General features: G+C 68.2%; 23 protein-coding genes and 2 pseudogenes. 11 read left to right on the forward strand and 14 right to left on the reverse strand.

The annotated features are described in order from the left end of the window. Nucleotides 1-24 precede the first annotated feature (24 nt). Nucleotides 25-385: pseudogene (locus WS64_RS35370) on the reverse strand (response regulator); the annotation flags it as partial. A gap of 173 nt (nt 386-558) precedes the next feature. Between WS64_RS35370 and WS64_RS35375 the strand changes: the two are divergent. Both WS64_RS35375 and surE read left to right on the forward strand, forming a co-directional pair. Further along, nucleotides 559-790 (forward strand): annotated as a pseudogene (locus WS64_RS35375) (IS110 family transposase); the annotation flags it as partial. Between the two features lie 349 nt (nt 791-1,139). Then, nucleotides 1,140-1,919: a 5'/3'-nucleotidase SurE gene (gene surE, locus WS64_RS25010; protein ID WP_059576257.1), complete on the forward strand. Its 780-nt coding sequence runs from the start codon at nt 1,140-1,142 to the stop codon at nt 1,917-1,919. A 54-nt stretch (nt 1,920-1,973) separates the two neighbouring features. On the opposite strand, the gene WS64_RS25015 is transcribed toward surE, so the two are convergent. From WS64_RS25015 to WS64_RS25035, 5 genes are all read right to left on the reverse strand, one after another. Beyond that, nucleotides 1,974-2,801 (reverse strand): SDR family NAD(P)-dependent oxidoreductase, encoded by an 828-nt coding sequence (locus tag WS64_RS25015; protein ID WP_060968028.1) that lies wholly within the window; start codon nt 2,799-2,801, stop codon nt 1,974-1,976. A 113-nt stretch (nt 2,802-2,914) separates the two neighbouring features. Next, nucleotides 2,915-3,382, reverse strand: coding sequence for a cupin domain-containing protein (locus WS64_RS25020; RefSeq protein WP_060968029.1), 468 nt, complete (start codon nt 3,380-3,382; stop codon nt 2,915-2,917). Between the two features lie 183 nt (nt 3,383-3,565). Beyond that, on the reverse strand, nt 3,566-4,918 hold the full coding sequence (locus WS64_RS25025; protein WP_060968030.1) for a pyridoxal phosphate-dependent decarboxylase family protein: 1,353 nt from the start codon (nt 4,916-4,918) through the stop codon (nt 3,566-3,568). A gap of 20 nt (nt 4,919-4,938) precedes the next feature. Then, complete coding sequence (locus WS64_RS25030) at nt 4,939-5,238, reverse strand: ArsR/SmtB family transcription factor (RefSeq protein WP_060968031.1); 300 nt, start codon at nt 5,236-5,238, stop codon at nt 4,939-4,941. A 189-nt stretch (nt 5,239-5,427) separates the two neighbouring features. Beyond that, nucleotides 5,428-6,309: a LysR family transcriptional regulator gene (locus WS64_RS25035; protein WP_060968032.1), complete on the reverse strand. Its 882-nt coding sequence runs from the start codon at nt 6,307-6,309 to the stop codon at nt 5,428-5,430. 127 nt (nt 6,310-6,436) lie between these two features. Here WS64_RS25035 and WS64_RS25040 point away from each other — a divergent pair, with 127 nt between their 5' ends. Further along, nucleotides 6,437-7,474 (forward strand): aldo/keto reductase, encoded by a 1,038-nt coding sequence (locus tag WS64_RS25040; RefSeq protein WP_060968033.1) that lies wholly within the window; start codon nt 6,437-6,439, stop codon nt 7,472-7,474. A 119-nt stretch (nt 7,475-7,593) separates the two neighbouring features. Here WS64_RS25040 and WS64_RS25045 read toward each other — a convergent pair whose 3' ends face one another. Together WS64_RS25045 and WS64_RS25050 are read right to left on the reverse strand one after the other, a co-directional pair. After that, on the reverse strand, nt 7,594-8,013 hold the full coding sequence (locus WS64_RS25045; protein WP_208606868.1) for a type II toxin-antitoxin system VapC family toxin: 420 nt from the start codon (nt 8,011-8,013) through the stop codon (nt 7,594-7,596). Beyond that, nucleotides 8,013-8,264 (reverse strand): type II toxin-antitoxin system Phd/YefM family antitoxin, encoded by a 252-nt coding sequence (locus tag WS64_RS25050; protein ID WP_059638851.1) that lies wholly within the window; start codon nt 8,262-8,264, stop codon nt 8,013-8,015. The genes WS64_RS25045 and WS64_RS25050 overlap by 1 nt, the downstream gene beginning before the upstream one ends. A 177-nt stretch (nt 8,265-8,441) precedes the next feature. Between WS64_RS25050 and WS64_RS25055 the strand changes: the two genes are divergently transcribed. The 5 genes from WS64_RS25055 (at nt 8,442) to WS64_RS25075 (ending at nt 13,778) form a co-directional block, all read left to right on the forward strand. Next, complete coding sequence (locus WS64_RS25055) at nt 8,442-9,452, forward strand: hypothetical protein (RefSeq protein WP_060968034.1); 1,011 nt, start codon at nt 8,442-8,444, stop codon at nt 9,450-9,452. Between the two features lie 381 nt (nt 9,453-9,833). Then, nucleotides 9,834-10,538: a cysteine hydrolase family protein gene (locus tag WS64_RS25060; protein WP_081059096.1), complete on the forward strand. Its 705-nt coding sequence runs from the start codon at nt 9,834-9,836 to the stop codon at nt 10,536-10,538. Nucleotides 10,539-10,613: 75 nt separating this feature from the next. Continuing rightward, nucleotides 10,614-11,525: a LysR family transcriptional regulator gene (locus WS64_RS25065; protein WP_060968035.1), complete on the forward strand. Its 912-nt coding sequence runs from the start codon at nt 10,614-10,616 to the stop codon at nt 11,523-11,525. Nucleotides 11,526-12,051: 526 nt separating this feature from the next. Next, nucleotides 12,052-12,861 carry a TlpA family protein disulfide reductase gene (locus WS64_RS25070; RefSeq protein WP_060968036.1) on the forward strand — a complete coding sequence of 270 codons (810 nt, stop codon included), beginning with the start codon at nt 12,052-12,054 and terminating at the stop codon, nt 12,859-12,861. Nucleotides 12,862-12,926: 65 nt separating this feature from the next. Further along, nucleotides 12,927-13,778 (forward strand): ion transporter, encoded by an 852-nt coding sequence (locus WS64_RS25075; RefSeq protein ID WP_060968037.1) that lies wholly within the window; start codon nt 12,927-12,929, stop codon nt 13,776-13,778. A gap of 226 nt (nt 13,779-14,004) precedes the next feature. Here WS64_RS25075 and WS64_RS25080 read toward each other — a convergent pair whose 3' ends face one another. The 6 genes from WS64_RS25080 to WS64_RS25105 form a co-directional block, all read right to left on the reverse strand. Beyond that, nucleotides 14,005-14,667 carry a MarC family protein gene (locus WS64_RS25080; RefSeq protein WP_059638847.1) on the reverse strand — a complete coding sequence of 221 codons (663 nt, stop codon included), beginning with the start codon at nt 14,665-14,667 and terminating at the stop codon, nt 14,005-14,007. Between the two features lie 247 nt (nt 14,668-14,914). Continuing rightward, nucleotides 14,915-15,637, reverse strand: coding sequence for an arsenical resistance protein ArsH (gene arsH, locus WS64_RS25085; protein ID WP_060968038.1), 723 nt, complete (start codon nt 15,635-15,637; stop codon nt 14,915-14,917). Next, nucleotides 15,634-16,731, reverse strand: a complete 1,098-nt coding sequence (gene arsB, locus WS64_RS25090; protein ID WP_060968039.1) for an ACR3 family arsenite efflux transporter — start codon at nt 16,729-16,731, stop codon at nt 15,634-15,636. The genes arsH and arsB overlap by 4 nt, the downstream gene beginning before the upstream one ends. Nucleotides 16,732-16,794: 63 nt before the next feature. Beyond that, a complete protein-coding gene (locus tag WS64_RS25095) occupies nt 16,795-17,289 on the reverse strand; it encodes an arsenate reductase ArsC (protein WP_060968040.1) in 495 nt (164 codons plus the stop codon). Between the two features lie 22 nt (nt 17,290-17,311). After that, the gene (locus WS64_RS25100; protein WP_059576298.1) at nt 17,312-17,659 is read right to left on the reverse strand and encodes an ArsR/SmtB family transcription factor; all 348 of its coding nucleotides are present in this window, start codon (nt 17,657-17,659) and stop codon (nt 17,312-17,314) included. A gap of 98 nt (nt 17,660-17,757) precedes the next feature. Next, nucleotides 17,758-18,768, reverse strand: a complete 1,011-nt coding sequence (locus WS64_RS25105; RefSeq protein ID WP_244166648.1) for a serine protease — start codon at nt 18,766-18,768, stop codon at nt 17,758-17,760. A gap of 588 nt (nt 18,769-19,356) precedes the next feature. Between WS64_RS25105 and WS64_RS25110 the strand changes: the two genes are divergently transcribed. The 3 genes from WS64_RS25110 (at nt 19,357) to WS64_RS25120 (ending at nt 26,039) form a co-directional block, all read left to right on the forward strand. Next, complete coding sequence (locus WS64_RS25110; protein ID WP_059638842.1) at nt 19,357-20,169, forward strand: winged helix-turn-helix transcriptional regulator; 813 nt, start codon at nt 19,357-19,359, stop codon at nt 20,167-20,169. 35 nt (nt 20,170-20,204) lie between these two features. After that, entirely contained in the window at nt 20,205-23,243 is a 3,039-nt protein-coding gene (locus tag WS64_RS25115) for an ATP-binding protein (RefSeq protein ID WP_244166649.1), read from the forward strand. Nucleotides 23,244-23,435: 192 nt separating this feature from the next. Then, nucleotides 23,436-26,039, forward strand: a complete 2,604-nt coding sequence (locus tag WS64_RS25120; RefSeq protein WP_060968043.1) for an ESPR-type extended signal peptide-containing protein — start codon at nt 23,436-23,438, stop codon at nt 26,037-26,039. Nucleotides 26,040-26,277: the final 238 nt, after the last annotated feature.

Genomic DNA, 26,277 nt, shown 5'->3' on the forward strand with positions numbered 1-26,277 from the left:
CGGGATCCGTGGTCACAAGGTGCGGCAACGTCCGGTACTGCCCTCCGTTGCATGCGCGGTTATCGCGATCACGGACATCCCTGCACCCTGTTCTCGCAGGAAATTCGTCAGCGCGTAGCCGTCGAGCTCCGGCATGCCCAAATTGGTCAACACGACATCGAACGAATGCTCGAAGAACGCCCCGCTTCGCCTTCACGCCGTTGCTGACGATTATCGCGTGGTACCCCAGCGCATCGAGCTGGCCGCGCAGCAACACGCGGCTCGCCGGATGGTACGCGGCAACGAGCGCCCACAACGACGCGCGGGCTTGACCATCCGCTTCCGGCCTGGCATCGGCCGCCGCGTCCTGCTCGCGCGTATCCGCACGCCATCCAGCGGGCGTGTCGCCGGCCTCCTGCCCGATCAATTGCGGGTTCGCGACGCCGTTATGGAACGAAATTTCGCTAACCTGGATTTCATCGAGCGTCCGCTCGACGCCGTTCAGATAGTTGCGCCGCTGTCCCTCGACATAGCCAGAGACGGTCGACGCCATCCCGAGGCCGCCTGGCGCTATCGGCGGCGCATGTGAGCCCCGAGACTCAGCGCCGCCATGAAGGCATCCAAAACCGATTGTGGACCGCGTCGGGACGCACAGGTGCGATTGTGTCAGCGCTTTCGCTAGCTCGTCGCGCGCGGCAAGCGGAGGAACAGCGCGGTCGTCGCGGTCGCCCGCGGATCCGCGGGCTTCATTCGGGATATGAGTCCGCTCGCGATGTCGCTTGCCATCGCGCACGGAAGACCAACAGCATGACGCGACGCCCGGGCGACCCTTGCCCCTAAATCTGATGAATGAAGAAGAGTTTCCCGAAGGCGACATTGCCCTGCATACGAGTCACCCACGACGAGGCCACGCAACGAATTGCATTCGATTTGCGGCCCAGGATAGCGGCAGTCTCGTTGAGCAGACCTGTCATGCGATACCCAACCCGCCGGTATCGGCTTGATCCACCGTCGAGATGTACCGCGACGTCGCCCCTCGGGAAATTCTGGCAACATGACTCGAGAAACCGATCCCGGTCGACACCGGGAGTCATATCAGCCTCGTGGCTTGCGCCACGCCGCCCTTCCCCTCTCATTGCCCTTCCGCGAGGATCGTCCCGATGCAAGAAACCCGCCCGCTGTTCGATCGCGTCCTGCTCACCAACGACGACGGATTCGACGCTCCCGGCCTTGAAATACTCGAACAGGTCGCCACGCAACTCGCCCGCGAAGTGTGGATCGTCGCGCCCGCCGAAGACCAGAGCGGCACGTCGCATTCGCTGAGCCTGCACGAACCGCTGCGCGTGCATCGCAAGGGCGAACGCCGCTTCGCGGTGCGCGGCACCCCCGGCGACTGCGTCGCGATCGCGGTCAGCCACCTGATGAAGGGCGCGCGGCCGGACGTCGTGCTGTCGGGCGTGAATCGCGGCGCGAACCTCGGCACCGAAACGGTGTTTTCCGGTACGGTCGGCGCCGCGATGACGAGCATGCTGGTCGGCGTGCCGGCCATCGCGCTGAGCCAGGCGTTCACCGATCGCAACGCGGTGCCGTGGGGCACCGCGCTCGCGCACGCGCCGGACGTCATTCGCCGGCTCGCCGCCGCCGGCTGGGACAGCGATGCGTGCCTCAACGTGAATTTCCCGCCGCGGCCGGCCGACGACGTGCGCGGCCTGAAAGTGACGAACCAGGGCGCCGGCACGCTGCAGGGCGTCGAGATCGTGTCGGGACGCGATCCGCGCGAGATCGACTATCACTGGCTGAAGCTCGCGCGTGCGCCGCGCGATGACGATGCGGATTCGGAAACGGTCGCGCTCGGCGAAGGGTATATCGCGGTCACGCCGCTGAAGTTCGAACGCACGCACGATCAGGCGCTCGCGCGGCTGCGGTCGAACCTCGGCTGATCGCAAGCGCCGGCGGCGCCGCACGCGATGCCGGCGCGCCGCCGCCCCGCCGCATCACGTCAGGTTCAACCCGCCATCGAGCATCACGATCTCGCCCGTCACGTAATCGGACGCGACGAGCATCGCGACCGTCTGCGCGATGTCGTCCGGCGTGGCCGCGCGACGCATCGGCGTATGCTCGCGCCACAGCTGCTGCGCTTGCGTCCAGTCGGCGGTCAACGGCGTATCGACGAGCCCCGGCGCGACCGCATTGACGCGAATCGCCGGCGCAAGCGTGCGCGCGAGCAGCCGCGTCGTGTGATTGAGCGCGGCCTTCGCGGCCGCATACGGAATCGACGCGCCCTTCGGCCGCACGCCCGCATGCGAACTGACGTTCACGACGCACCCGGCACGCCCGTGCGACGCCGCCTCGCGCAGCGCGGCCTGCGCTTCGGCGACGAGCCGGAACGGCGCGATCACGTTGATCTCGTGCAGTTCACGCCACACGTCGGGCGTAGCCGCCGCGAGGTCGTCGTGCGCAATCACGCGGCTGACGCCCGCGTTGTTGACGAGCACGTCGAGCCGCCCGTGTACGGCGAGTGCGTCGCGGATCAATCTCACGCGCTCGGCGTCGTCGGCGAGATCGGCCTGCACATAGGCGCCGCCGAGTTCGCGCGCCATCGCACGCCCGGCGTCGGCCGAGGTGCGCGAATGCAGGATCACCGCGTAGCCGTCGGCCGCGAGGCGCCGCGCGACGGCCGCCCCGATTCCCGACGTCGAGCCGGTCACGAGCGCGACCGGCCGATGCACGCGCGACGCGCGCGGCTCGCCGGCGGCTTCGGCTTCGGTTTCAGGAGCCGTTTCGGAAATCGGGGCAGACATCGGCGGGAGCGGCGCGTCCATGGCGTGGAACCTTTCAGTGGCGTTCCCGCATCATAAGCGCGACACGGTCGCGAGAAGCGAATTCATCGTGATTGACCGAACGGCCCGCTCCGTCGATGACGTTCGATCCGCCGTCACGGCGCCTTCGGCAGCTCGACATACTCCTCGAGCTGGCCGGCGATATACAGCCGCTTGCCGATACGCGGGTATTCGCACACGTCGTGTTCGAGCCGCTGCCCGCCGACAAGCAGCTGCAGCGGCGCCTCGCCGGTGTTCTGCACCGTATGCGCGTCGCCGCCGCGCGGAAAACCCAGAAAATCGCCGGGCCCGATTTCGCTGGCGTGCCCGCCGATCGTCACCGTGCCGGTGCCGGACAATACGTACACGAATTCCTCTTCGTACAGATGGCGGTGATATTCGGCCGATTCGTGACCGGGCATCAGCGTGAGCAGATGAACGCCGAATTGCGTCAGCCCGGTCAGGTCGCCGAGTTGCCGCTTCAGACGAACGGCATTGGGATTGAGCGAATGCACCTCGCGCGTCGGTTCCATCTTCGCGATATCGGCGGCCTTCAGCAGTTCCCGGGGAAAGGAAATCGACATGGGGATCTCGCAAGCGTGAATGCTTCGGTTGAACGCGCGGTGCCGGAGCGGCCCGCGCGATGACTATTGTCCGACATTTTCACGCTTGCGGATGTGTCGCGCGCCCCGCATGCCGCGCGGCACTTCATCGAACGCCAGAAAGTTGCGTACGCAACCATGACGACACCGGACGACGCGTGACGCTCAGCCCGCGTGCACGCCGCGCAGCCTCGTCAGCAATGCGACGAGCCGATCGATGTGCGCATCCTCCGTGCGCCACGACGACACGCTGATCCGGAACGCCGGCCGCCCCTGCCATACGGTCGCGCCGAACCACACGTCGCCCGACGCCTGCGCGGCTTCGAGAATCGCCGCCGTTTCCTCGTCGGTGCCGGCGCGCACGAGCACCTGGTTCAGCACGACGCGGTTGATCACGTCGTAGCCGGCCGCACGCAAGCCGTCCGCGACGCGCGCCGCCTGCGCGCAATGCCGCTCGACCATCGTCGCCACGCCGGCGCGGCCGAGCGAGCGCAGCGCGGCCCACACGGGAATGCCGCGCGCACGCCGCGAGAATTCGAGGTTCAGGTTCTTCTGCGCATCCTGCGCGCCGCTCAGGTACACGGCGTCGCTGTTCATCGCGGTGGCGAGCGCGGCCGCGTCGCGGCAGATCACCATCGCGCCGTCGTACGGCGTGTTGAGCCACTTGTGACCATCGGTCGTCCAGCTGTCCGCGCCGTCGACGCCGTCCGTCAATGCTCGCTTCGACGAGGCCCGCGCCCACAGGCCGAACGCGCCGTCCACGTGGACCCACGCGCCGGCCGCCTTCGCGGGCGGAATCAGCGCCGCGAACGGATCGAATTCGCCGGTGTTCACTTCGCCGGCCTGCACGCAGAAGATCGTCATGTCGTCGAGCGGCGGCAACTGCGCGGGGTCGATCCGGCCGTGCGTATCGACCGGCGCGACGACGATGCGCTTCATCCCGAAGCCGAGCACGCGCAGCGCCTTCCTCACCGTGATGTGCGCGAGCGCGGAGATCACGACTTTCACCTCGGGTGCGCCGATCAGGCCGTCTTCGTCGATATCCCAGCCCTTGCGCGCGAGCAGCGCGCGCCGCGCGGCCACCAGCGCGACGAGCGTGCAGGCCGTCGCGCTCGTGCCGAAACCGACCGCGCTGCCTTCGGGCAACCCGAGCGCCTCGACGACCCAGCGCGCGGCCTGGCGCTCGAGCGTCGCGGCCACCGGCGAATTCGCATACGACGACGCGCACTGGTCCCACGCGAGCATCAGCCGCTCGGCCGCCGCCGCGGCCGGCAGCGTCGCGCCGATCACGAAGCCGAAGTAGTTCGGGCCGTTCGATGCGACCGTCGCGGGCGTGCCGCGCTCGTCGAGCAGGCGCATCACGTCGTCGGCCGGGCGGCCCGTATCGGGCAGCGGCTCGTCGAACGCCGCAAGGCCGGCGAGTGCGGCCGCATCGGGAAACGCGCGCCGTTCGTTCGTCGTGGCCAGATACGCGTGCGCGCGCCGGTCGGCATCGGCCAGCAGTGCAAGTTCGTCCATGTCGGTTGCCTCGGTCGGAGTCAGAGTTGCGAGAGATCGCGGCCGAGCTGCCGCAGCGCGCCGTCGATCCGCTTGTAGTACGTGAACTTGCCGACGCGGGTCGCCTGCACGAGCCCGGCATCCGCGAGGATGCGCATGTGGCGCGTGGTCGTGGCCGGCGCGATGCCCAGTTTCTCGGTGATGTACGTGCAGCACACGCCGAGCGCGTCGACGTCGCCGTGCGGCTGCGGCGGGAAATGCTGGCGCGGCTGCTTGAGCCAGCGCATCACGGCCAGACGGCTTTCGTTGGCCAGGGCGCTGAGGCGGGTGACGTCGTCCATGGGGTTCGGCTTCGTTTGACGTTTTGTATATTAGCTAAATGACGAAATGTGGGCAATGAATCCGGGGCGCGCTTTTGGCACGTGGTGTGGCTCGCCACGCGCCGACATCGGGCGCCGGCGCCGATGCAATCGCAGCGATATCGTCGCCACAACCGCTCGCCGCTCGTCCGCGGCGCAAGCAACGTGCCGCTACGCCAGCGCCTGCGCGAGCCTGTCGATCAACGCCCGCACGCGCCGCGGCTGCGCGACGCCGCCCGGATAGACGATCTGCAGATCCACGTCGCCCGGCGAGAACGCGCCCAGCACCTCGACGAGCGCGCCCGACGCCAGATCCCGCTCGATATCGACCAGCGACTTCAGCGCGATACCGTGCCCCGCGATGCACCACGCGCGTACGAGCGCGCCGTCGTTGGCGACGCGCCGGCCGCGCACCACCACGCGCTTCAATGTGCCATCGATGCTGAACGGCCATTCGGCATACAGATCCTGGCCGAAGCGCATCACGATGCAGTCGTGTTCGGCGAGTTCGTCCGGATGCCGTGGCGTGCCATGTGCGGCGAGATACGCGGGCGACGCGCACACCACGCGCCGCGCCCGGCCGAGCGAGCGGCTGCGCAACGAGCTGTCGGCCAGCGTGCCGCGGCGGATCGCGAAATCGAGCCCCAACCCGACGAGATCGACATATCCGTCGCCGAGATGCAGGTCGACCGTCACGCCCGGATACTCGGCCAGGAACGCGTCGACGACCGGCACGACCCGCTCGCGCCCGAGATCGGCCGGCGCGCTGAGCCGCACGGGCCCCGACAGCGTCTGCATGCCCAGCCGCACACGGCTTTCCAGTTCGTCGGCCTCGGCCAGCAGGCGTCGCGCGCCGTCCACCAGCGTGCGCCCCTCGTCGGTCAGGCTGATCGCGCGTGTCGTGCGCGTGAGCAGCGCCGCGCCGTAGTGGCGCTCGAGCGCCGTCAGCCGTTCGGACACCGTGGCCGGCGACAGGCCGACCTCGCGGCCGGCCGCGGCCAGCCCGCCCTTCTCCACGATGCGCAGGAACAGCGCGAGGTTGTCGAGCAGCATTGTTCGCTCCATCCGAAGGATATTTTCGCCATCTTCCGGATTATCTGGAAAAGCCGCAAACGGTACAGTGGTCGCGTGACGATCGACGCGCGGCCGCGCCGCGCTCCCACGACGAAAGGAAACGCACATGGAATACCGTACGCTCGGCCGCTCCGGCCTCAAGGTCCCCGCCCTGAGCTTCGGCGCCGGCACCTTCGGCGGCACCGGCCCGCTGTTCAGCGCATGGGGCAATACCGGCGTCGACGAAGCGCGCCGCCTGATCGACATCTGCCTCGAAGCCGGCGTCAACCTGTTCGACACGGCCGACGTGTATTCCGACGGCGCGTCCGAACGCGTGCTCGGCGCCGCGCTCAAGGGGCGCCGCGACCAGGCGCTGATCTCGACCAAGACGGGCCTGCCGACCGGCGACGGCCCGAACGACGCAGGCACGTCGCGCGCACGGCTGGTGCGCGCCGTCGACGACGCGCTGCGCCGCCTCGACACCGACTACATCGACCTGCTGCAACTGCACGCGTTCGATGCGAGCACGCCGGTCGAGGAAGTGATGTCGACGCTCGACGATCTCGTGCGCGCAGGCAAGCTCCGTTATATCGGCGTGTCGAACTTCGCCGGCTGGCAGATCATGAAGTCGCTCGCGGCGGCCGACCGGCACGGCTGGTCGCGCTACGTGGCGAACCAGGTGTACTACTCGCTCGTCGGCCGCGACTACGAGTGGGACCTGATGCCGCTCGGCGCCGATCAGGGCCTCGGCGCGCTGGTGTGGAGCCCGCTGGGCTGGGGCCGGCTCACCGGCAAGATCCGGCGCAACGCGCCGCTGCCCGAACGCAGCCGCCTGCATGAAACGGCCAGCTACGGGCCGCCGGTCGACGACGCACGCCTGTACGACGTGGTCGACGCGCTCGATGCGATCGCGGAGGAAACCGGCAAGACGGTGCCGCAGATCGCGCTGAACTGGCTGCTGCAGCGGCCGACCGTGTCGTCGGTGATCGTCGGCGCGCGCGACGAGGAACAGTTGCGGCAGAACCTCGGCGCGGTCGGCTGGGCGCTGACCGATGCGCAGATGGCGACGCTCGATGCGGCGAGCGCGGTGGAAGCGCCGTATCCGCATTTCCCGTATCGCCGGCAGGCGGCGTTCGCGCGGCTCGATCCGCCGATGCGCGGGTAAAGGGCAACGCTGACGCGGCGGCGCGGCTCGTCGGTCGCGCCGATGTTCGATGCCCGCGAAGACGACTGCGACCAGCGGCAGAATCCGATTTCGCCTCGGGAGCAAGTTGATCTATTCGCTCAATCCCACGGATTCAGAATCGCGACACCGGTTTCAACAAAATCGGCAACGTTGCGCGTCACGACCGTCATGCCATGCACGATCGCCGTCGCAGCAATGAGCGCGTCCCGCTCGGATCGCCGGTCCGGCACATGGAGCCGTGCGTATCGTTGGGCGACGGCGGTATCGACCGGTAACACGCGCCCAGCGAACTCGGGCAGCACGTGCCCGTCAAGCCATGCCCTGAGAAGCGCCCCCTGTTCCGTGTCTCTGCGCTCGGCCTGCAAGACACCCGTCTCCAGCTCCATGATCGTGATGGCCGAGACAAACAGCACCGACGCATCGACGGTCGAACACCAGGCCGCCACGTTCCTGTCCGCCTTGCCCGCCCGCACTTTCCGGAGTTCCGAAACCACATTGGTATCAAGAACGAACATCATCAGAAGCCGACCTCCTTGATTTTGACGTTTGCGCGCGGCGGGTCGAACTCAATGTCCTCGACACCCGGCATAGCGAGCGAGTCGGCAATGTTGCGCCGCTGCCGGGTGAGACGCTGGTATTCCTCGAAACTCAGCAGCACATGGGCCGGCCTGCCGCGGTCGGTGATGAACACGGGGCCATCCTTCGTCGCCTTCTTTGCCTTGGTCACGTCCTGGTTGAGCTCACGACTCGAGAGGGTGGTGATGGTCACGATGGACTCCTGGAAGCCATATATGTAGGTATGTTGCTACAAAATGTGAATCCGTGTCACTCCTCGCCCTGTGCGCCGGGATTCCTCGCGATATCTGTAGCAACGTCCTACAGTTACGAGAAACAACCGCACCGCATCCCCCGCTCGACGATGCGCACCCGAATCCGAGGACTGCCCATGCCGAGTCTCTTCGCCGCACCCGCCAATGCCCCGCCAGGCCCCGTCGCGGCGGAAACGCGCATGGTGCACGACGTGGCGACGCTGAAGCCGTCCGACTACCGCTCGGCGGACGGCGCGGCGTGGGTCATCTCGACCATCACGCCGGCCGCTGACAGCGGCGCGAACGTCACGGGCAACACGTATTTCGACACCGCGAAAGGACGCACCGTCCCGGTACCCGACGCGCGCCGCCGCTATGCGAATCGCGGCACGTGGCAGGTCGTCGCGAGCGCGGGCCCCGTCGTGCCCGCGACGGGCCGCTACGACTGGCTCACGCTCGCGTGGCTGCCGATCAACCGGCGGCCGCTGCCGCAAACGCCCGAGCACCTGTATTCGCCGTTCATTCGTGGCGGCACGATCGTCTATCAGTGGAATCCGGCCGCGGAAGGCGGCGAGCAGTTCGGCAACGTGCGGATGATCTTTCCGGAGTGGGCGCGGCAGGTGGCCGACGCGTTGCGGTCCGCACCGGCCGCGACGCAAGACGGTGTGTCGTCGGCGTCGCAACCGGCGCTCGAGCGCCTGAAAGCGGACACGAATCCGATGACCGCCGTGCTCGACTTCGGCGATGCGCTGCGCGAGGAACCCGCGGAGCGGATCGTTGCCCGGCTGCCTGCGCTGCTGAGGGTCGAAGACCGGCGTGAACTATCGGCGATCGTGTTCCTGTGCCTGTCCGCCGCGCGCGATGAAGACCGGCCGCGCTTCGTCGACACGATCAACGCGACGATCGCGGGAACCGACGACGGCGCGCGCCTGCTGGCGATCGCGTACGGCGCGTTCGCCGCAGGACGAACGCAACCGGTTCCATTCGGCGACAAAGCGCTGAATGCGCTCGTCAACGATGTGTTCGGTGCGCTGAAACAGCGGACGGCGGCGCTCGGCATACCGGTCGCGCAAGGGTCGCCGTGGTACGCGTTCTTTACCGCGTATCGGCTCGGTGAGGCGGAATCGGGCAACGGCTCCCGACGCTGACGGCATCACGCTTCGCACTTCCCGCTTCCCGCAAGCCTGCCTGTCTATAAAAAAGCCGCCGCTGCTTGCGGCCGCAACGACGTCCGGCGCTTACGCCGCCTTTCGCTTGCGCGTGTCTCCTGCGTTCGATAAGACCCGCCTCACGGGAATTCCCGCCTGAATCAGCCGGGACCGAGTGATCGATGCGCGCCCGTTTTTTATCCTTGCATGACGCACCGACGGACAGACCAAGGGCCTGTCATTCGCACAACGCATCGCCAGGCCGCGGTCCCGCGCGATTCGTTCGCCGTCCGCACAGGTGATGTTTTCCCGGCGGTGGCGCGTATTCGCGGCGACGTCCCTATAGTTCGAGGCACTCGACATTTCCACAGGAGCCCCGTCATGTTTGCATTCTCGATCCGCAACCTCGCCCGCTACGCCGTCCTCGCGTCCGCCGCCACCATGCTGCCGACCGCCGAGGCCGCATCCAGCCTGCCCGCCACGCCGACGATTCGCGCGATGGCCGGCGCGCAACCGATCGACCATCTCGACCCGAAGACGACCGCGCTCGTCGTCATCGACTTCCAGAACGAATACCTGAACGGCAGGATGCCGATCGCCGACGTCCAACAGGCGATGGCCAACGCGAAGCGCCTGATCGACTTCGCGGACCGCAACGGCATGCGCGTCTACCAGGTCCAGCACGTCGCGCCGGCAGGCTCGGCGTTGTTCGCGCTCGGCGGCAAGACCGTCGAGTTCATTCCGGAAATGAAGCCGCGCGCGCAGGACACCGTCGTGCGGAAGGAAACGGTCAGCGTGTTCGCGAGCACCGATATCGACAAGCGCCTGAAAGCGGACGGTATCAAGACGCTGGTGATCGCGGGCCTGATGACGCACGCATGCGTCGCCGGCGCCGCCCGGGATGCCGCGCCGCTCGGCTACGGCGTCGTGGTAGCATCGGACGCCTCTGCGACGCGCGCCATCGCACGCGCGAACGGCCAGTCGATCGACAAGGACACGCTGCACCGCGCCGCGCTCGCCGAGATCGAGGATACGTTCGGCGACGTGAAGACGACGGCCGACATCCTCGCCCTGCCGCTGCGCTGATCGTTCGCCGCACCGCACCCGCCGAAGCGGGTGCGGCGGCCCGATCATCGTTTCTTCCGCGAACTGGAGCCCGACATGGATCAACTGCTCGCGATGCGCGTCTATCGGAGCCTCGTCGAAGCAAAAGGATTCTCGGCCGCGGCCGATCGCCTCGACACGACCCATTCGACCGTATCGCGCCAGTTGAAGCTGCTCGAAGCCAGCCTGGGCGTGCAGCTCGTCAACCGCAACACGCGCCATTTCTCGCTGACACCCGCCGGCGAGCGCTATTACGACGCGTGCGTCGAGATTCTCGAGCGCGTCGCGGCGGCGGCGGAGGACGTGACCGATACGCCCGGCCAGCCGTCGGGTGTGTTGCGCGTCAGCATGCCGCTGTCGGTCGGCACGCTGGAAATGCCGGCATGGCTGCCCGCGTTCCGCACTGCCTACCCCGACATTCGCCTCGACGTGTCGTGCAGCGACCGCTTCGTCAATCTGATCGGCGAAGGGTTCGACGTCGCGCTGCGCATCAGCAGCGAACTGCCGGACTCCGATCTCGTCGCGAAAACCCTGGCGATCTCCGACGAAATTCTCGTCGCGGCGCCGGACTATGTCGCGCGCCGCGGCCTGCCGCGCACACCCGCTGAACTGGCAAAACACGATCTGCTCGCCTACAGCGGCGGCGACGACCGGATCAGTTGGCGCGTCGCACCGCCGAACGGCGCACCCGTCACGGTGCGGCTCGACGGCCCGCTGCGCATCGACGCGATCACCGCGTTGCATGCGGCCGCGCTCGGCGGCCTCGGCATCGGCGCCTTCACGCACCACACGGTAAGCAACGACATCGCGCACGGGCGGCTCGTCCCGATCCTGCCCGGCCATACGCTGGCGAAGCGCCGCTACTACGCGCTGTATCCGAAATCCCGGCACGTGCCGCCGAAGGTGCGTGCGTTTGTCGACTTCGTCGCCGCGCTTTACGGCACGCATGCCGGCGGCGACGGCCAGTGAGCAAGCGATCGACCGCTACCTGCGGATGCGACCGGGCAGCCGAGACGGGCGTCATGTCGCGAACGCGTGAATGCCCTATGCTCGCATCTGGCAGCGTTCCTATTCCGTTAAACCAGCCGATATACACCGGAGTGCGGCCGCGCCCACCGACCGCCACAAGGCATTCACGCGTGCACGCACGACGCTAAAAAAAGCGGCCGCTCGCGAGCGGAGCGGCCGTCAAGGAGAGATCCCTGTGCGGGATACCGGCGGACACCACACCAGACCGGCCTGCATATTGTTGATGAACGGCATGCCGATGACCATCGGACCCGTCTGATTCGCTGCACGCTGGCGTGAACGGCGGGCAATCCCGGGCTACCGCGCCCGGCGCCTGTCGCGATCCGCAACACGCCGTTACGTTCCGGAAAGGAACCCCATACGCGGCAACCGGTCGAAACGCCGCATGACCGCCGACGGCTCGATCGCCGCGGCGGCCATCCGCCTTTCAGCCCCGCTCGATCACGTCCATCATTCTTCCTGCCTCATGCTGAGCATCGGTCCCTTCTCGATCCGCGTCGTCGCGGTAGCCGTCGCCGCGCTGTTGGCGTGGCTCGTCGCGCGCTTCATCCAGCGCCGTCCGCCGGACGGGCATCACAAGAGCGCGTCGAGCCTGATCCTCGACGTGCTGCTGCTCGGGCTGATCGCCGCACGGGTCGGTTACGTCGCGCAATGGTGGCCGGACTATGCGGCGACGCCTCGCGCGATCGTCGCGCTCGGCGACGGCGGCTTCGACGCGCGCATCGGTATCGCGGCCGCGCTGGTGTTCGCCGGCTGGCGCCTGCGCCGCCTGCCCGCGCTGCGTCGGCCGGTGCTCGCGGGCATCGTCGCGGGCCTCGGTGCGTGGGGTATCGCGCAAGGCACGCTCGCGACGTTGCAGCGCGGCGCGCCGCCGCTTGCCGCGATGCCGCTCCAGGCGCTCGATTCGACGCCCGTGTTGCCGGCAGGCTTCGTCGGCAAGCCGGTCGTCGTGAACCTGTGGGCGACGTGGTGCGCGCCGTGCCGCCGCGAGATGCCGATCCTCGAACAGGCGCAGCGCGACCATCCGGGCATCACGGTGCTGATGCTCAACGAGGGAGAAAGCGCGCAAGCGGTGCGCGCGTTCCTCGAACAGCAGCACCTGCGCTTCGATCACGTGCTGCTCGACCCTTCGCTGCACGCAATGCATGCGTATGGCTCGCGGGGGCTGCCGACCACGTTGTTCTTCGACGCGAAAGGCCAACTCGTGGAATCGCACATGGGCGAGCTGACCGCCGCGCGGTTGAAGGACACCGTTACGCAGCGCTTCGAGCAGTAGCCCGCAACGCAGGAATCAGACCTGTCCGATAGGCCGGGCGATACACGGCCCGTACACTCGGGCCCATGATTTCGCTGATCCAGTCCACCTTCGATACGGCGCGCGATGCGGTCGCGCACGTCGCGCGCCGCCCTTCGTTCCTGCGCAAGCTCGACATCGCCGTGCTCGCGCTGATCGTCGCGAGCGTGCTCGTCGTGATGGCCGACAGCGTGCAGGAGTTGCACCAGCAATACGGCCACGCGCTCTACGCGGCCGAATGGGCGTTCACGCTGCTGTTTTCCGCCGAGTACCTGCTGCGCCTCTGCACCGCGAAGAAGCCGGCCGCGTATGCGCGCAGCTTCTTCGGCATCGTCGATCTCGTGTCGGTGCTGCCGACCTATCTCGCGTTCTTCTTCCCGGGCCTGCACGCGCTGATCGACGTGCGGCTGCTGCGGCTGCTGCGCGTGTTCCGCATCCTCGGGCTGTCGATCTATCTCGAGGAAGGGCAGATGTTGATCCGCGCGCTCACGCGTGCGCGGCGCAAGATCTTCGTGTTCATCGGCGGGATGTTCGTGCTCGTCGTGATTCTCGGCACCGTGATCTTTCTCGTGGAAGGGCCGGAGCACGGAATCACGAGCATTCCGGTGGGCGTCTACTGGGCGGCCGTGACGATGAGCACGACCGGATACGGCGACCTGACGCCCGTCACGCCGCTCGGCCGGTTGATCACGTCGTGCGCGATCCTGCTGGGCTACGGGATCATCGCGTTCCCGACCGGGATCATGGGCGCGGAGCTGGTCGCGTCGGCGCTGGAGCACAAGCGGGCCGGCAAGGGCGACATATCCTGTTGCCCGCATTGCGGCGCCACGCTCCCGTCGCATGAGGAAACCGATGCGGCACCGCGCGGGCGCGCGGATGTGCATCGAAACGACACGTAGCCGACATTGCCGCCGGCCTCGAAAGCCAGCCTTCTCGTGCCGGGCGGCGGCGTGCCGGTCGAGGCCGGCATTGAAGCGATCGGCGCCGTGGGCGGCGGCGCGCCCGGCGGGCATCTCGATGAAGCGTGTGCACGGCAGGCGGTTACCCGCGTTCAGTCGACACTGCTGGAATGTCGCGGTTCGGATCGCGGCGACGCAAACCCACGACGACGCCCCTTCATCGCGCCTACCCGCCCAGCGTCTGCACGAACGCGGCCACTCCCGTCAGCATGATCTGCACGCCCACGCACAGCAGCAGGAATGCGGAGACGCGCATCGCGACCTTCGTCCCTTCGCTGCCGAGATAGCGCGCGAGCGTCGTCGCGCGGCTGTAGATCTGCCAGATCGCGAACGCGACGAGCGCCGCGACCGCCGCCGATACGACCCCCGACAACAGATAGTCGCTCGCCGTATGCGCGCGGTTCGCATGCAGTGCGATGCCGGCCGCGATCGAGCCCGGGCCGATCGTCAGCGGCACGGTCAGCGGAAAGAACGCGCGCGACATCAGCTTGTGCAGGTCGTCGCCGTGCGCGGCGGCGTCGCCGCCGGCCGGTACGTCTGGCGCGTTCAGCATCGACCAGCCGGCCACGGCCACCGCGAAGCCGCCACCGATACGCAGCGCCTCCATCGATATTCCGAAGAAATTCAGCACCGGCGCGCCGGCGAAGAAAATCACGAGCAGCGTGACGAAGACGTTCGTCGCGAGCCGCTTCGACAGAATCGCGCGCTCGGCTTCGGTCAGCGATTGCGTGCGCTCGAGAAACACGAATGCCATACCGACCGGATTGATGATGCCGATCAGGCCGGTGAAGCCGAACAGGATTTCAGGGATCAGACGGTCGAGCTGCATCGATCGTACTCTCCGGTAACGAACAGGAATAAAAAAGCGGCCAGTCGGGAAGACCAGCCGCGAAGAGGAGATATCTCCATGATCCGGCACACGGGGGTGTGCCGGGCCGCAGAACCTGAATTGTCGGAAATATCAACCGGGAAGGAAATCAGTCGAGTCTGATTCTGCAGCCGCGACAATGCGAGTCGCGCACACGTACGTGTTCATGCACCGAAGGGTGCCGCCGCGATTTGCCGCGTCCGCGGCTTCAGATGCCGCGCTGATTGACGCGCTTCGACAGTTCCTCCGCGCTTTCCTTGCGCTCGCTGTACCGGTCGACCAGATAGGGGCCGACGTCGCGCGTGAGCAGCGTGAACTTCACCAGTTCCTCCATCACGTCCACCACGCGATCGAAATACGCGGACGGCTTCATCCGCCCCGCTTCGTCGAACTCCATGAACGCCTTGGCCACCGACGACTGGTTCGGGATGGTCAGCATGCGCATCCAGCGCCCGAGCACGCGCATCTGGTTCACCGCGTTGAACGACTGCGAGCCGCCGCTCACCTGCATCACCGCGAGCGTCTTGCCCTGCGTCGGCCGCACGGCGCCCGTCGACAGCGGAATCCAGTCGATCTGCGCTTTCATGATGCCGGTCATCGCGCCGTGCCGTTCCGGCGAGCACCACACCATGCCTTCGGACCACATCACGTGCTCGCGCAGCTCGACCACTTTCGGGTGACTCTCCGGTGCATCGTCCGGCAGCGGCAATCCGCTCGGATTGAACATGCGCACCTCGGCGCCCATCGCCGTGAGCAACCGCGCGGCTTCCTCGGTCAGCAGACGGCTGAACGAACGCTCACGCAGCGAGCCGTACAGAAGCAGGAACCTCGGCGAATGGGTCGACGGCGCCGCGGGCCGCAGGTGCGCGACGTCCGGCACGTGAAACAGCGTGGCGTCGAGTTGCGGCAGGTCTTTGAGGGAGTCGGTCATGGGGCGGTTCTCTCGTGATCTCGGGCCCGGCACTCGTACCAGCCCTTCGACCGGTTGACGATACGCACGACCAGCAGCATCGTCGGCACCTCGATCAGCACGCCGACGACGGTTGCCAGCGCCGCGCCGGAATGAAAACCGAACAGGCTGATCGCGGCCGCGACCGCCAGCTCGAAAAAGTTGGATGCGCCGATCAGCGCCGACGGGCAGGCCACGCTGTGCTTCTCGCCCACCGCGCGATTGAGCCAGTACGCGAGCGCGGAATTGAAGAACACCTGGATCAGGATCGGCACCGCGAGCAGCGCGATCACGAGCGGCTGCCGCAGGATCGCTTCGCCCTGAAACGCGAACAGCAGCACGAGCGTGGCCAGCAGCGCGGCGATCGACCACGGGCCGGCCTTCGCCATGGCGGCGTCGAACGCCGCCTGCCCCCTCGCGAGCAGCATCTTGCGCCACAGCTGCGCGAAGATCACCGGAATCACGATGTAGAGCACGACCGACGTGAGCAGCGTCGCCCACGGCACCGTGATGGCCGACATCCCCAGCAGCAGGCCGACCAGCGGCGCGAACGCGATCACCATGATGCTGTCGTTCAGCGCGACTTGCGACAGCGTGAACAGCGGATCGCCGCCCGTCAGCCGGCTCCATACGAATACCATCGCCGTGCACGGCGCCGCGGCGAGCAGGATCAGGCCCGCGATGTAGCTGTCGAGCTGATCGGCCGGCAGCATCGGCGCGAACAGATGGCGGATGAACAGCCAGCCGAGAAACGCCATCGAGAACGGCTTGACGAGCCAGTTCACGACGAGCGTGACGCCGATGCCCTTCACATGCCGACGCACCTCGTGCAGCGCGCCGAAGTCGACCTTGACCAGCATCGGGACGATCATCACCCAGATCAGCAGCCCGACCGGGAGATTGACCTGCGCGTACGCCATCCGGCCGATCCGCTGGAACAGGTCGGGCAGCACCTGGCCGAGCGCGATGCCGGCGACGATGCACAGCGCGACCCAGATCGTCAGGTAGCGTTCGAAGAAGTTGATGGAAGGCTTTGCGACAGCCTTGCCCGGCGGGGCGACGTTGGACGTGTTCATCGGACAGGTTCAGCCTTGAAGTCGTTGGCGCTCGCGCGTTTCGGCAGACCGCCGCGCAAATGATCAGGTTTGCGAGATCGCGGTCAACGCCGTCTGGAGTTCGGCATGGCTCATGCGGTCCAGCGGCAGCGCCAGCAACTGCAGCATGCGATAGCCGATCGCCTGACGCGTGAGTTCGAACGCGCGGCGCTTGCCTTCGTCACCGCCCGTCGCATTCGACGGATCGGCGTAGCCCCAATGGACTTTGATCGGGCTGCCGGGCCAGTACGGACAGGTTTCCGCCGCCGCGCTGTCGCACACGGTGATGACGACACACATTTCCGGCACGCCGTCGCCAACGAACTCGTCCCAGCTCTTGCTGCGGTATCCGGCCACGTCGACGCCGGCGTTCGTCAGCGCTTCCAGCGCGAACGGATTGAGGCGACCGCTCGGCGCGCTGCCGGCGCTGTAGGCACGCACATCCTTGCCGAGCTTCGCGGCCCAGTGATTGAGCATGCCCTCGGCCAGCACGCTGCGTGCCGAGTTGTGGGTACAGAGGATCAGGATGTTGGCGGTCATGGGCGATGCGCGCGAATGCGCGTCAGGATTGCCGGTTGCGGTTGCTCTTTGCCGACGGCGAACAGACGGAAACCGGCGAACACGGATTCCCGCCGCAACAGTTCTCCGTGAGATAGCCCAGCAGCCCGTTCATCGTGTCGAAGTTCGCACAGTAGAAGACGAAGCGGCCTTCCTGGCGGCTGGTGACGAGCTGCGCATGCGCGAGTTCCTTCAGGTGAAAGGACAGCGACGATGGCGGCACGTCGAGCAGCGTCGCGATCCGGCCGGCCGGCATGCCTTGCGGCCCCGCCTGCACGAGCGCGCGAAAGACGGCAAGCCGGGATTCATGCGCGAGCGCGGCAAGAGCGGCAATGGTCTGGTTCGTTTCCATTGTTCGATAATAATCGAAATATGGAAACCAGGAAAGCGACGCCGAACCACGGCGTCGCCGGAATGGTCTGCCCCCAAGACAATGCGCGCCGTGCGCCGTCAGCGCCCGATCAACCGCGTGTGACTCGGCAACGCGACCGTGAGATCGGTGTCGCCCGCTGCCGGCCGCGACACGTCACGCGTCGTGGCAAGCCATTGCGCGAACTCGGCGGCGGTCATGCCGACGGCCTCGGCCGAACTCGATGCGGGCGTGCCCGCCGGCTCGCTTGCCGCGTGTGCGGCCCGTTGCGCATGCGTTGCCGCACCACGAGATGGCGGGGCCGCCGGCGCGTTCGACGCCGCGTCCGGCGCCTTTTTGCCACGCGACATGGCGGCAGGCTTCGCCGCCGAACGTGCGGCGGCAGCAACCGGCTTCGCGGTGACCGGCGATGCGGGTTCGGCAGCCGGCGCCGCAGCTTGGGCCACGACGGCATCCGATGCGATCGCCATCGCCACGGCCACCGGCGCATCGCCCGACGGCGCGCGGCCGGCATGCAGCGCACGCGATGCCGCGGATGCCGCTTCCGCCGCCTCCACCGCGAGAGCCGCTGGATGGGCAACCTCGCCGTCCGCGGTCGTCGCACGATCGGCCGGCACGATCGCCACTTCCGCCGCCCTGCCGGTCGCCTGCGCCACCTGCGTCGCGGCAACGGCCGCCGTCGGCGCCGCCAGGATTGCCGCCGAATAGACGGCACCATGCTCCGCCGCATGCTGACGTTCATCGACGAAATGCGTCGCGAAAACGCACGTCGCGCCGAACAGCGCGCACGCCATCAGCGTGAGCCGCCAGTGGCGGCGCAGCGGGTGCGGCCGGACCCATGCCCGGTTATCCGAACCGAAATCCTCCGCACGCACCGCCTTCTCGGTCTTGCGCGACTTCGTTGCGCGAACAACCATGTCGGCTTGCCCGGCCGCGGGCATCGCCGCGCAGCGCGTGCCCTTCAGGTCGAACACGTTCGGTTTCGGCCGCCGGCTCGCCACGAACGGCCGGCGCCGCCGGCCGTACGGCGGCGGCACATCCGAGAACGGATGCGCGAGCGGAATCGCGTAATGGCCGGTGATGTCCTGCATGCTCATGATGTCGACGACGCATTGCGCGACATCCGCCGCGGCAATCCGTGCTCCCGTAGTTGAACGAATGACCCCGAGTATCGCCGTCGCGCCGGTTTCGGTAAATCGGACTGCGTTACCTTCGATCCGGACGGTAGTCGGCCTGGTCCTACCGATGCGCGACCGGCCCGGCGGACGGCACTTAGAACCGGCCGCGCAAGCCGATGAACACTTCGTTCGACGACAGCTTCGACTTCAGTTGTTCGTCGCGCGCGTTGACGCGGTTCGCGAACGTGTTGAAGCCGGTCTCGACTTATGTTTCCTGTCAGACCGGTCCCAAACACGCGCTTTCCGTGGCAGCGCCCTGCAGTTTCGGACTGGACTGATTTTCTTCAGACTCCGAAACGACCACAATCGGCCTGCTTGTTCTCCGTCTCCAGGAGATCAGGCTCCATAGTCGATACTTTTCCCGCCTTCTCCGGCGGGACTTTTTTTGGACGGCATCACACCACTCCCTGCCCGGAGCCTTCCGGCCATGATCCCGCTTCTTTCCCTCCGGTCGCGAACGCACGCCACCACCGCGCCGCACCGGCTTCGCCCGCCCGCACCGTGACCGACGCCCCTTCGACCGCGATCGCGATCCTGACGATCGACCATCCGAGCCGCGGCATGTTCGACGACCGGCTGCGCCGCGCGGGCCATGGCTACGATCGGCTGCGCATCGACGACATCCTGCGCCGCGCCGGCTACCGGCCGTTGCGCTTCGAATATCTGACCGATCTGCTCGCGGCCTGCGACACGCGCGCGTTCGATCTCTTCATCGTGCAATGCGAAACGGCCTGCCGCCGCACGACGGACGCGATCCGCGCGCTGCGCGCGCGTTTCGCCGACACCGTGGCGATCGTGTCGATCAGCCAGCGCGATGCGGATCTCGCGCAATCGGCGTGTTTCGTGGCCGGCGCGAACGAGCATCTGCCGTACGCCGCGTCGCCCGATGCGCTGATCGGCAGCATCGCGACGTGGCTGCGCTGGTCCCATCACCGTGCGATCCATCATCGCCACTGGCGGATCGGACAGTTCGAGTTCGATACGGCCGCGCGCAGCGTGACCGTCGCCGGCCGCGAGCACGTGCTGACCGAGAAGCACTTCCAGATCGCGACCGCGTTCTTCCTGAACATGGGCCGCGCGCTCGATCGCGCGCACGTGAGCCAGCTCGTGTGGGGCTCGCTCGTCGCGTCGCAAAGCCGGCGGCTCGACACGCACGTCGCGTATCTGCGCGACCGGCTCGAACTCGACGGGCGGCACGGCGTGCGGATGATGACGATGTACGGCTTCGGATACCGGCTCGTCACGTGCGAGCCGGACGAGCCGCCCGGGCCGGACCCGCGCCGGGCCGACGGCACGCGCGCCGCGCAACCCTGACGGGCAGCGTTGCGTACCGATCGGACTCCATTATCATGGGGGCACCTTGGCCGACCGCCCCCGCCCCGATGGACCACCGCGCCGCACCCGATCGATCCCGCCTCGCCGCCGGCCCGTCCGCCGATCCCACGCCGGCCGGCCGCCGCCAGCGCGCGCTGCTGTATGCCGGCGGCGCCGCCGTGACCGTCGCGATCCTGCTCGCCAGCGGGCTGATGCTGTACACGATGGCGAGGGAAGCGATCCAGGAGCGCTATACGGGGTTCGGCGTGCGGCATTTTCTCGTCCAGTTCGAATTCAAGCTGCGCACGACGGGCATGGACATGCTCACCACCCACGACGAAAGCGTATGGCACACGCGCACGGCCGATCCGGCCGCGGTCGCCGCGCTGGCCGCCGGAAACGGGCGGCTCGAACTGCGCGACAACCCGCGATTCCCGTCGATGCTCGTGCTCGCCGACCTGTCGCCCGAGCGGCCGGCCGCGTCCTATGCGCGCTATCTCGCGATGGCGAGCGACATGAGCTACCGGGTCGGCGCGTACGTCGCGAAGCAGGACGCCGGCCGGCCCGTGGCCGGCTACGCGTACAGCCCCGACCGCCGCTTCGCGATGGTGATCCCGAGCCCGGAACCGGGCACGGCTCCGGCCGAACCGGCGCCCGCTCCCGCGTCGGCGCTGCTGGCCCAGGTCGCCGCCGATCTCGATACGCCCGCGCCGCGCCGGTTCGTGTGGCATGCGCCGGCCTACGACCCCGTGCAGCGCCGCGACGTGTTCCGGATCGTCGGCGCCGCGTACGACAACGGCGTGCCGCTCGAAGTGCTCGTGTCGACGCTGCCCGTCGACGTGCTGCGCACGCGGCTCACGACTGAAGTCCCCACCAACGCGGCCATCATCGCGAATGCGCACGGCGACACGCTGCTGCGCGTGGGCGCCGCCGAGCACGACGCGGCGACGGTCTCGGCACTCCAGCGTCTCGCGGCACGCACGCGCCCGGCGGCCGGCAACGGCACGCGCGCCGCTTACGCCGACGGCCTGTTCGCGCTGAGCCAGCCGATCCCCGACACCGGCTGGACGCTCGTGCAGGCGTTCTCGCTGCGCTCGCTGCTCGCGGCGATCGGCGTGCGCGCGGGCGGCTACGCGGCGATCATGCTCGCCGCGATCGCGCTCGTCTGGTGGCTGCTGGTGCGGTTCGACCGCCGCGTGCTGAAGCCGGACGAAGCGCGCCGCCGCCGCGTGATCGACAGCGAGAACCTGAACCGTACGATCGTCGAGGCCGCGCCGTCCGGCATCGCGCTGCTGTCGCTCGCGGACGGCGCGGTGCTGCTGCAGAACGACACGATGCGCGACTACGACGCGCGCCGCGCGGGCGGTCCGTCGCTGCCGGCGCGGCTGCTCGAGCGCTTCGACCGCTCGGCCGATACCGACGCGTGGCAGTCGGGCCTGCATGTGTCGCTGCCCACCGCCGACGGCAACGCGGTCGATCTGCTCGTCAACCTCGTGCGCACGCGCTATCGCGACGCGGACGTCGTGCTGTGCAACTTCTCCGACATCACGTCGCAGAAGAACGTCGAACGCGCGCTCGACCACGCGCGGCAGGCCGCCGACGCGGCGAACAGCGCGAAATCCACGTTCCTCGCGACGATGAGCCACGAGATCCGGACGCCGCTGAACGCGATCCTCGGCAATCTCGAGCTGATCGGCCGCGAGCCGCTCGCCGATACGCAGCGCGAGCGGCTGCATACGGTCGAGGGCGCGTCGTCGGTGCTGCTCGACCTGATCAACGACATCCTCGACTTGTCGAAGATCGAGGCCGGCCAGATGACGATCGAGGCGATCCCGTTCGATCTCGCCGACACCATCCGGCAGACCGGCGCGATGTTCGAGCCGCTGGCCGCCGCGAAGGGGCTGCAGTTCGACGTGTTCGTCGACGATGCGCTCGCGCCGCGCTATCTCGGCGATCCGACGCGCATCCGGCAGATCGCCGCGAACCTCGTCGGCAACGCGATCAAGTTCACGAACCACGGCGAGATCACGCTCGAGGTGTACCTGCGCGACGACGCCGATCCCGCGTCGCCGATCGCGATCGGCGTCAGCGACACGGGCATCGGGATGACCGACGAACAGCGCGCGACGCTGTTCCGCCCGTTCACGCAGGCCGATACGTCGATCACGCGGCGCTATGGCGGCACGGGCCTCGGGCTCGCGCTGACGAAGCAGCTCACGCAGATGATGCACGGCGCGATCGACGTGAAGAGCGAAGCCGGCCATGGCAGCACGTTCGTCGTCACGCTGCCGCTGCGGGCGGCGACGAGCGAGCAGATCGCCGCGCAGGACGCGGCGCGCGCCGACGATGCCGCGTTGCCGGCCGTCGCCGCGCGCGTGCTGGTGGTCGACGATCATCCGGTGAACCGCAAGCTGCTGCAGGGGCAGCTCGTCACGCTCGGCTATGCGGCGGACGCCGCCGAGGAAGGCGCGGCCGCGTTGCGGCGCTGCACCGATACGCGCTACGACCTCGTGATGACCGACCTGAACATGCCGGGCATGGACGGCTATACGCTGGCCCGCGTGCTGCGCGCGCAGTATCCGGGCCTGCCGGTGGTCGCGGTCACCGCGCATGCGAGCGCCACCGAGCATGCGCGCTGCGCGGAAGCGGGGATCGTCGCGGTGCTCGTGAAACCGGTGCTGCTCGACATGATCGACCGCACCGTGCGGCGCTATGCGAAGGGGGCGGCCGCAAGCCGGCCCGAGCGGAACGCGCTGGTCGATCTGGCCGAAGGCCCGTTGCCGCCGGACGTGCACGAACTGTTCGGCGACACGCTCGAGCGTTCGCTCGCGGCGATCCGCGATGCGCTCGCGCGCGGCGACGTGCCCGCGCTGCGGGCGGAGCTGCATTCGCTGCGCGGCGCGTTCGCGACGATCCACGAGCATGCGGTGGCCGACGCGGTGCGCGACATGCAGGACGCCGTGCAGGCCGGCGATACGGCTGCGCTCGAACCGCTGGTCGACCGCACCGCGCACCTCGCGCGCGACACGCTCCGGCGACGCGCGGCGCAGGCGCCGCACGCACCGCAAGCCTGATCGGCCGCCGTCCGGCGGCTGTCTTTCCTCCTCCCGAGTCGTTTCGCGGCCGCGCGGGCGCGGCGGCGCGTTCGCGGGTGTAGGACACGCCCTACAAACATCGCATCTCGAATAAGTTTTGGACGACAGATTCGGACGAGTCCGATCAATACCATGGGCCCATCAACCTTACGAGCTGAAAGGATGGGGGCAATGAACAAGGCATATCGCAACATCTGGAACACGGCGACGGGCACCTGGACGGCCGTGGCGGAAACGGCGCGCTCACGCTCGAAGGGCGCCGCGCGCATGGCGCGCCGGGCCGTGGCAGCGCTCGCGCTGGGCAGCGCATCGATCGGCGGCGCATTCGCGGCCGATGCGTGCAGGACCGAGGATGGGAAAGGCTTGCTCGATGCGGCTGGCGTGTGCAACGTCACGGCGTCGCGCATGATCGGCGCGAATGCGATCGGCACGACGGCGACGCTCACCGATGACTACTTCAAGGTGAACGGCACCGGTACCGTGGCCAACGCTGCAACCACCAACTCCATTGCAATCGGCGTAGGCGCTGCCGCGAACGCCGCCACGGTAGTCGGCGCCGCCAATTCGATCGCAATCGGCTCCAACGCAGTGGCCAACGGCTCCAACTCGATCTCGATCGGGACGAGTGCGCGCCATTCAGGCTCCGGTGCGACGGTCGTCGGTGCCAACGCGGCCGCGATGGGTGGCGGTTCGGGCGTCGCCATCGGGAATAGCAGTTCAGCGGCAGGCAGTGGTTCGGTCGCGATGGGCCCGAACGCCACCGCTACCGGCGGGGGCTCGACCGCAATCGGCAGCCGGAGCTCGACCACGAACAACAACAGCGTGGCGATCGGCAATGGCTCCGCCGGCAGCGCGATCAATACCACCGCGATCGGCAGCAACGCCAAGGCCACTGGCGACAACGCGACCGGGCTCGGCCAGAGCGCGTCCGCGAGCGGCCTGGGGGCGATCGGCATCGGTTTCCGTGCGAATGCGCGGGCGGACCGCTCGGTCGCGATCGGCATGGATTCCGTCGCGAATCGCGACAACACCGTCTCCGTCGGCTCGGCCACATTGCAGCGCCAGATCGTGAACGTCGCGGCCGGCACACAAGCGATGGACGCGGTGAACGTCAGCCAGCTCCAGCCGGTCGTGACCGCGCTCGGCGGCGGCGCCGCCATCGATCCGACGACGGGCGCCGTGACCGGCCCGACGTACACGCTGACCAACGGCGGCACGCAAACGACGGTCGGTGGCGCACTCGGCGCACTCGATGGCGCACTCACGACCGCCAACGGCAACATCGCACGCAACACGGGCGACATCGCCGACCTGGCCAGCCAGATCGGCAGCGGCACGGTCGGCCTCGTCCAGCAAGCCGGCGCGGGCGCGAACATCACGGTTGGCGCGAACACCGACGGCGCGGCCGTCGACTTCACCGGCACGGCCGGCGCGCGCAAGCTGACCGGCGTCGACGCGGGCGCGGTCACGGCAACGAGCAAGGACGCGGTGAACGGCTCGCAACTGCACGGCGTGTCGAGCAGCGTCGCATCGGCCATCGGCGCCGGCTCCACCGTGAACGCCGACGGCTCGATCTCCGCACCGAGCTTCTCGCTCGGCGACGGCAGCGGCGGCACGACCACGGTTCACTCGGTCGGCGACGCGGTGACGAACCTCGATGGCCGCGTGACCGTCAACGAAGGCGCGGTCGCATCGCTGGCCGACCAGATCGGCAACGGCAAGGTCGGCCTCGTCCAGCAAGCCGGCCCGGGCGCGAACATCACGGTCGGCGCGAACACCGACGGTGCGGCAGTGAGCTTCGTCGGCACGGCCGGTGCACGCAAGCTGTCGGGCGTCGCCAACGGCGTGAACGACGACGATGCGGTGACGATCGCGCAGTTGAAGGCCACCGGCCTCATCGACTACACGGGCAAGGAAATCGCGGCCGTCACGTATGACGACATCTCGCTCGGCAGCGTGACCTTCGGGGGGACGGGCGGCACGAAGCTGCTCAACGTCGCGCCGGGCCTGATCGCGGCGGGCAGCATGGAAGCCGTGAACGGCGGCCAGCTGCACGACCTTCAGGAGCGGTTCGCGCAGGAGTACGCACGACTCGACGGCCGCGTCGGTAACCTCGAATCCGGCGGCGGTTCGGGCGGTGGCGGCGGTGGCGGCGGTGGCGGCGGTGGCGGCGGCAGCGACGGCAACGTCGGCCGCGGCACGGGCGGCGACGGCTCGCTCGTGGTCGGCGACGGCTCCGCAGCCTCGGGCGAGAACAGCTCGGCGGTCGGCCAGGGTTCGAACGCGTCGGGCAGCAACAGCTCGGCGATCGGTCAGGGTGCGGTGGCCTCGGGCGACAGCAGCACGGCAGTCGGCCAGGGTTCGAAAGCGACCGGCAACGGTTCGGTCGCGATCGGCGCGGGCTCGGTGGCGGATCGTGACAACAGCGTATCGGTCGGCTCGGCCGGTCACGAACGTCAGATCACGAATGTCGCGGCCGGTACCGCACCGACCGATGCCGTGAACGTGCGGCAGATGAACAACGCCGTCAGCAGCGCCCGCAAGGATGCAATGGGCGGGGTGGCCGCGGCAATGGCCGTCGCGGGCTTGCCACAATCGACGCTGCCGGGCCGCACGTTCGTCGCGATGGCGGGCAGCACTTACGGTGGCGAGGTCGGCTCGGCGCTTGGCGTGTCGTACATGACGCGCGACGGCAAATGGACCATCAAGGCCGGGGCAACCACCAGCAGCCGCGGCGAGTTCGGTGGTGTCGTGGGCGGTGGCTTCTACTGGTAAAACCCACGCCTCCGCCGGCGACACGGGCCAATCGATCGACTCCATCCGATACGGAGCATCGACGCGAAGCGGGAGAGCGATCTCCCGCTTTTTTTTCGCCGACGGCACGACGCCGTCGCGTCCGGCTTGCCTGCACGCCGTACGCTCATGCTTTCGCCCCGACCTCCCCTACACGGTACCCACCGCGACACGCTCCGGCGGCGCGCGGCGCAGGCGTCGCAAGCCTGATCAGCCGCCG

The sequence above is a fragment of the Burkholderia anthina genome (assembly GCF_001547525.1).
GTDB lineage: Bacteria > Pseudomonadota > Gammaproteobacteria > Burkholderiales > Burkholderiaceae > Burkholderia > Burkholderia semiarida.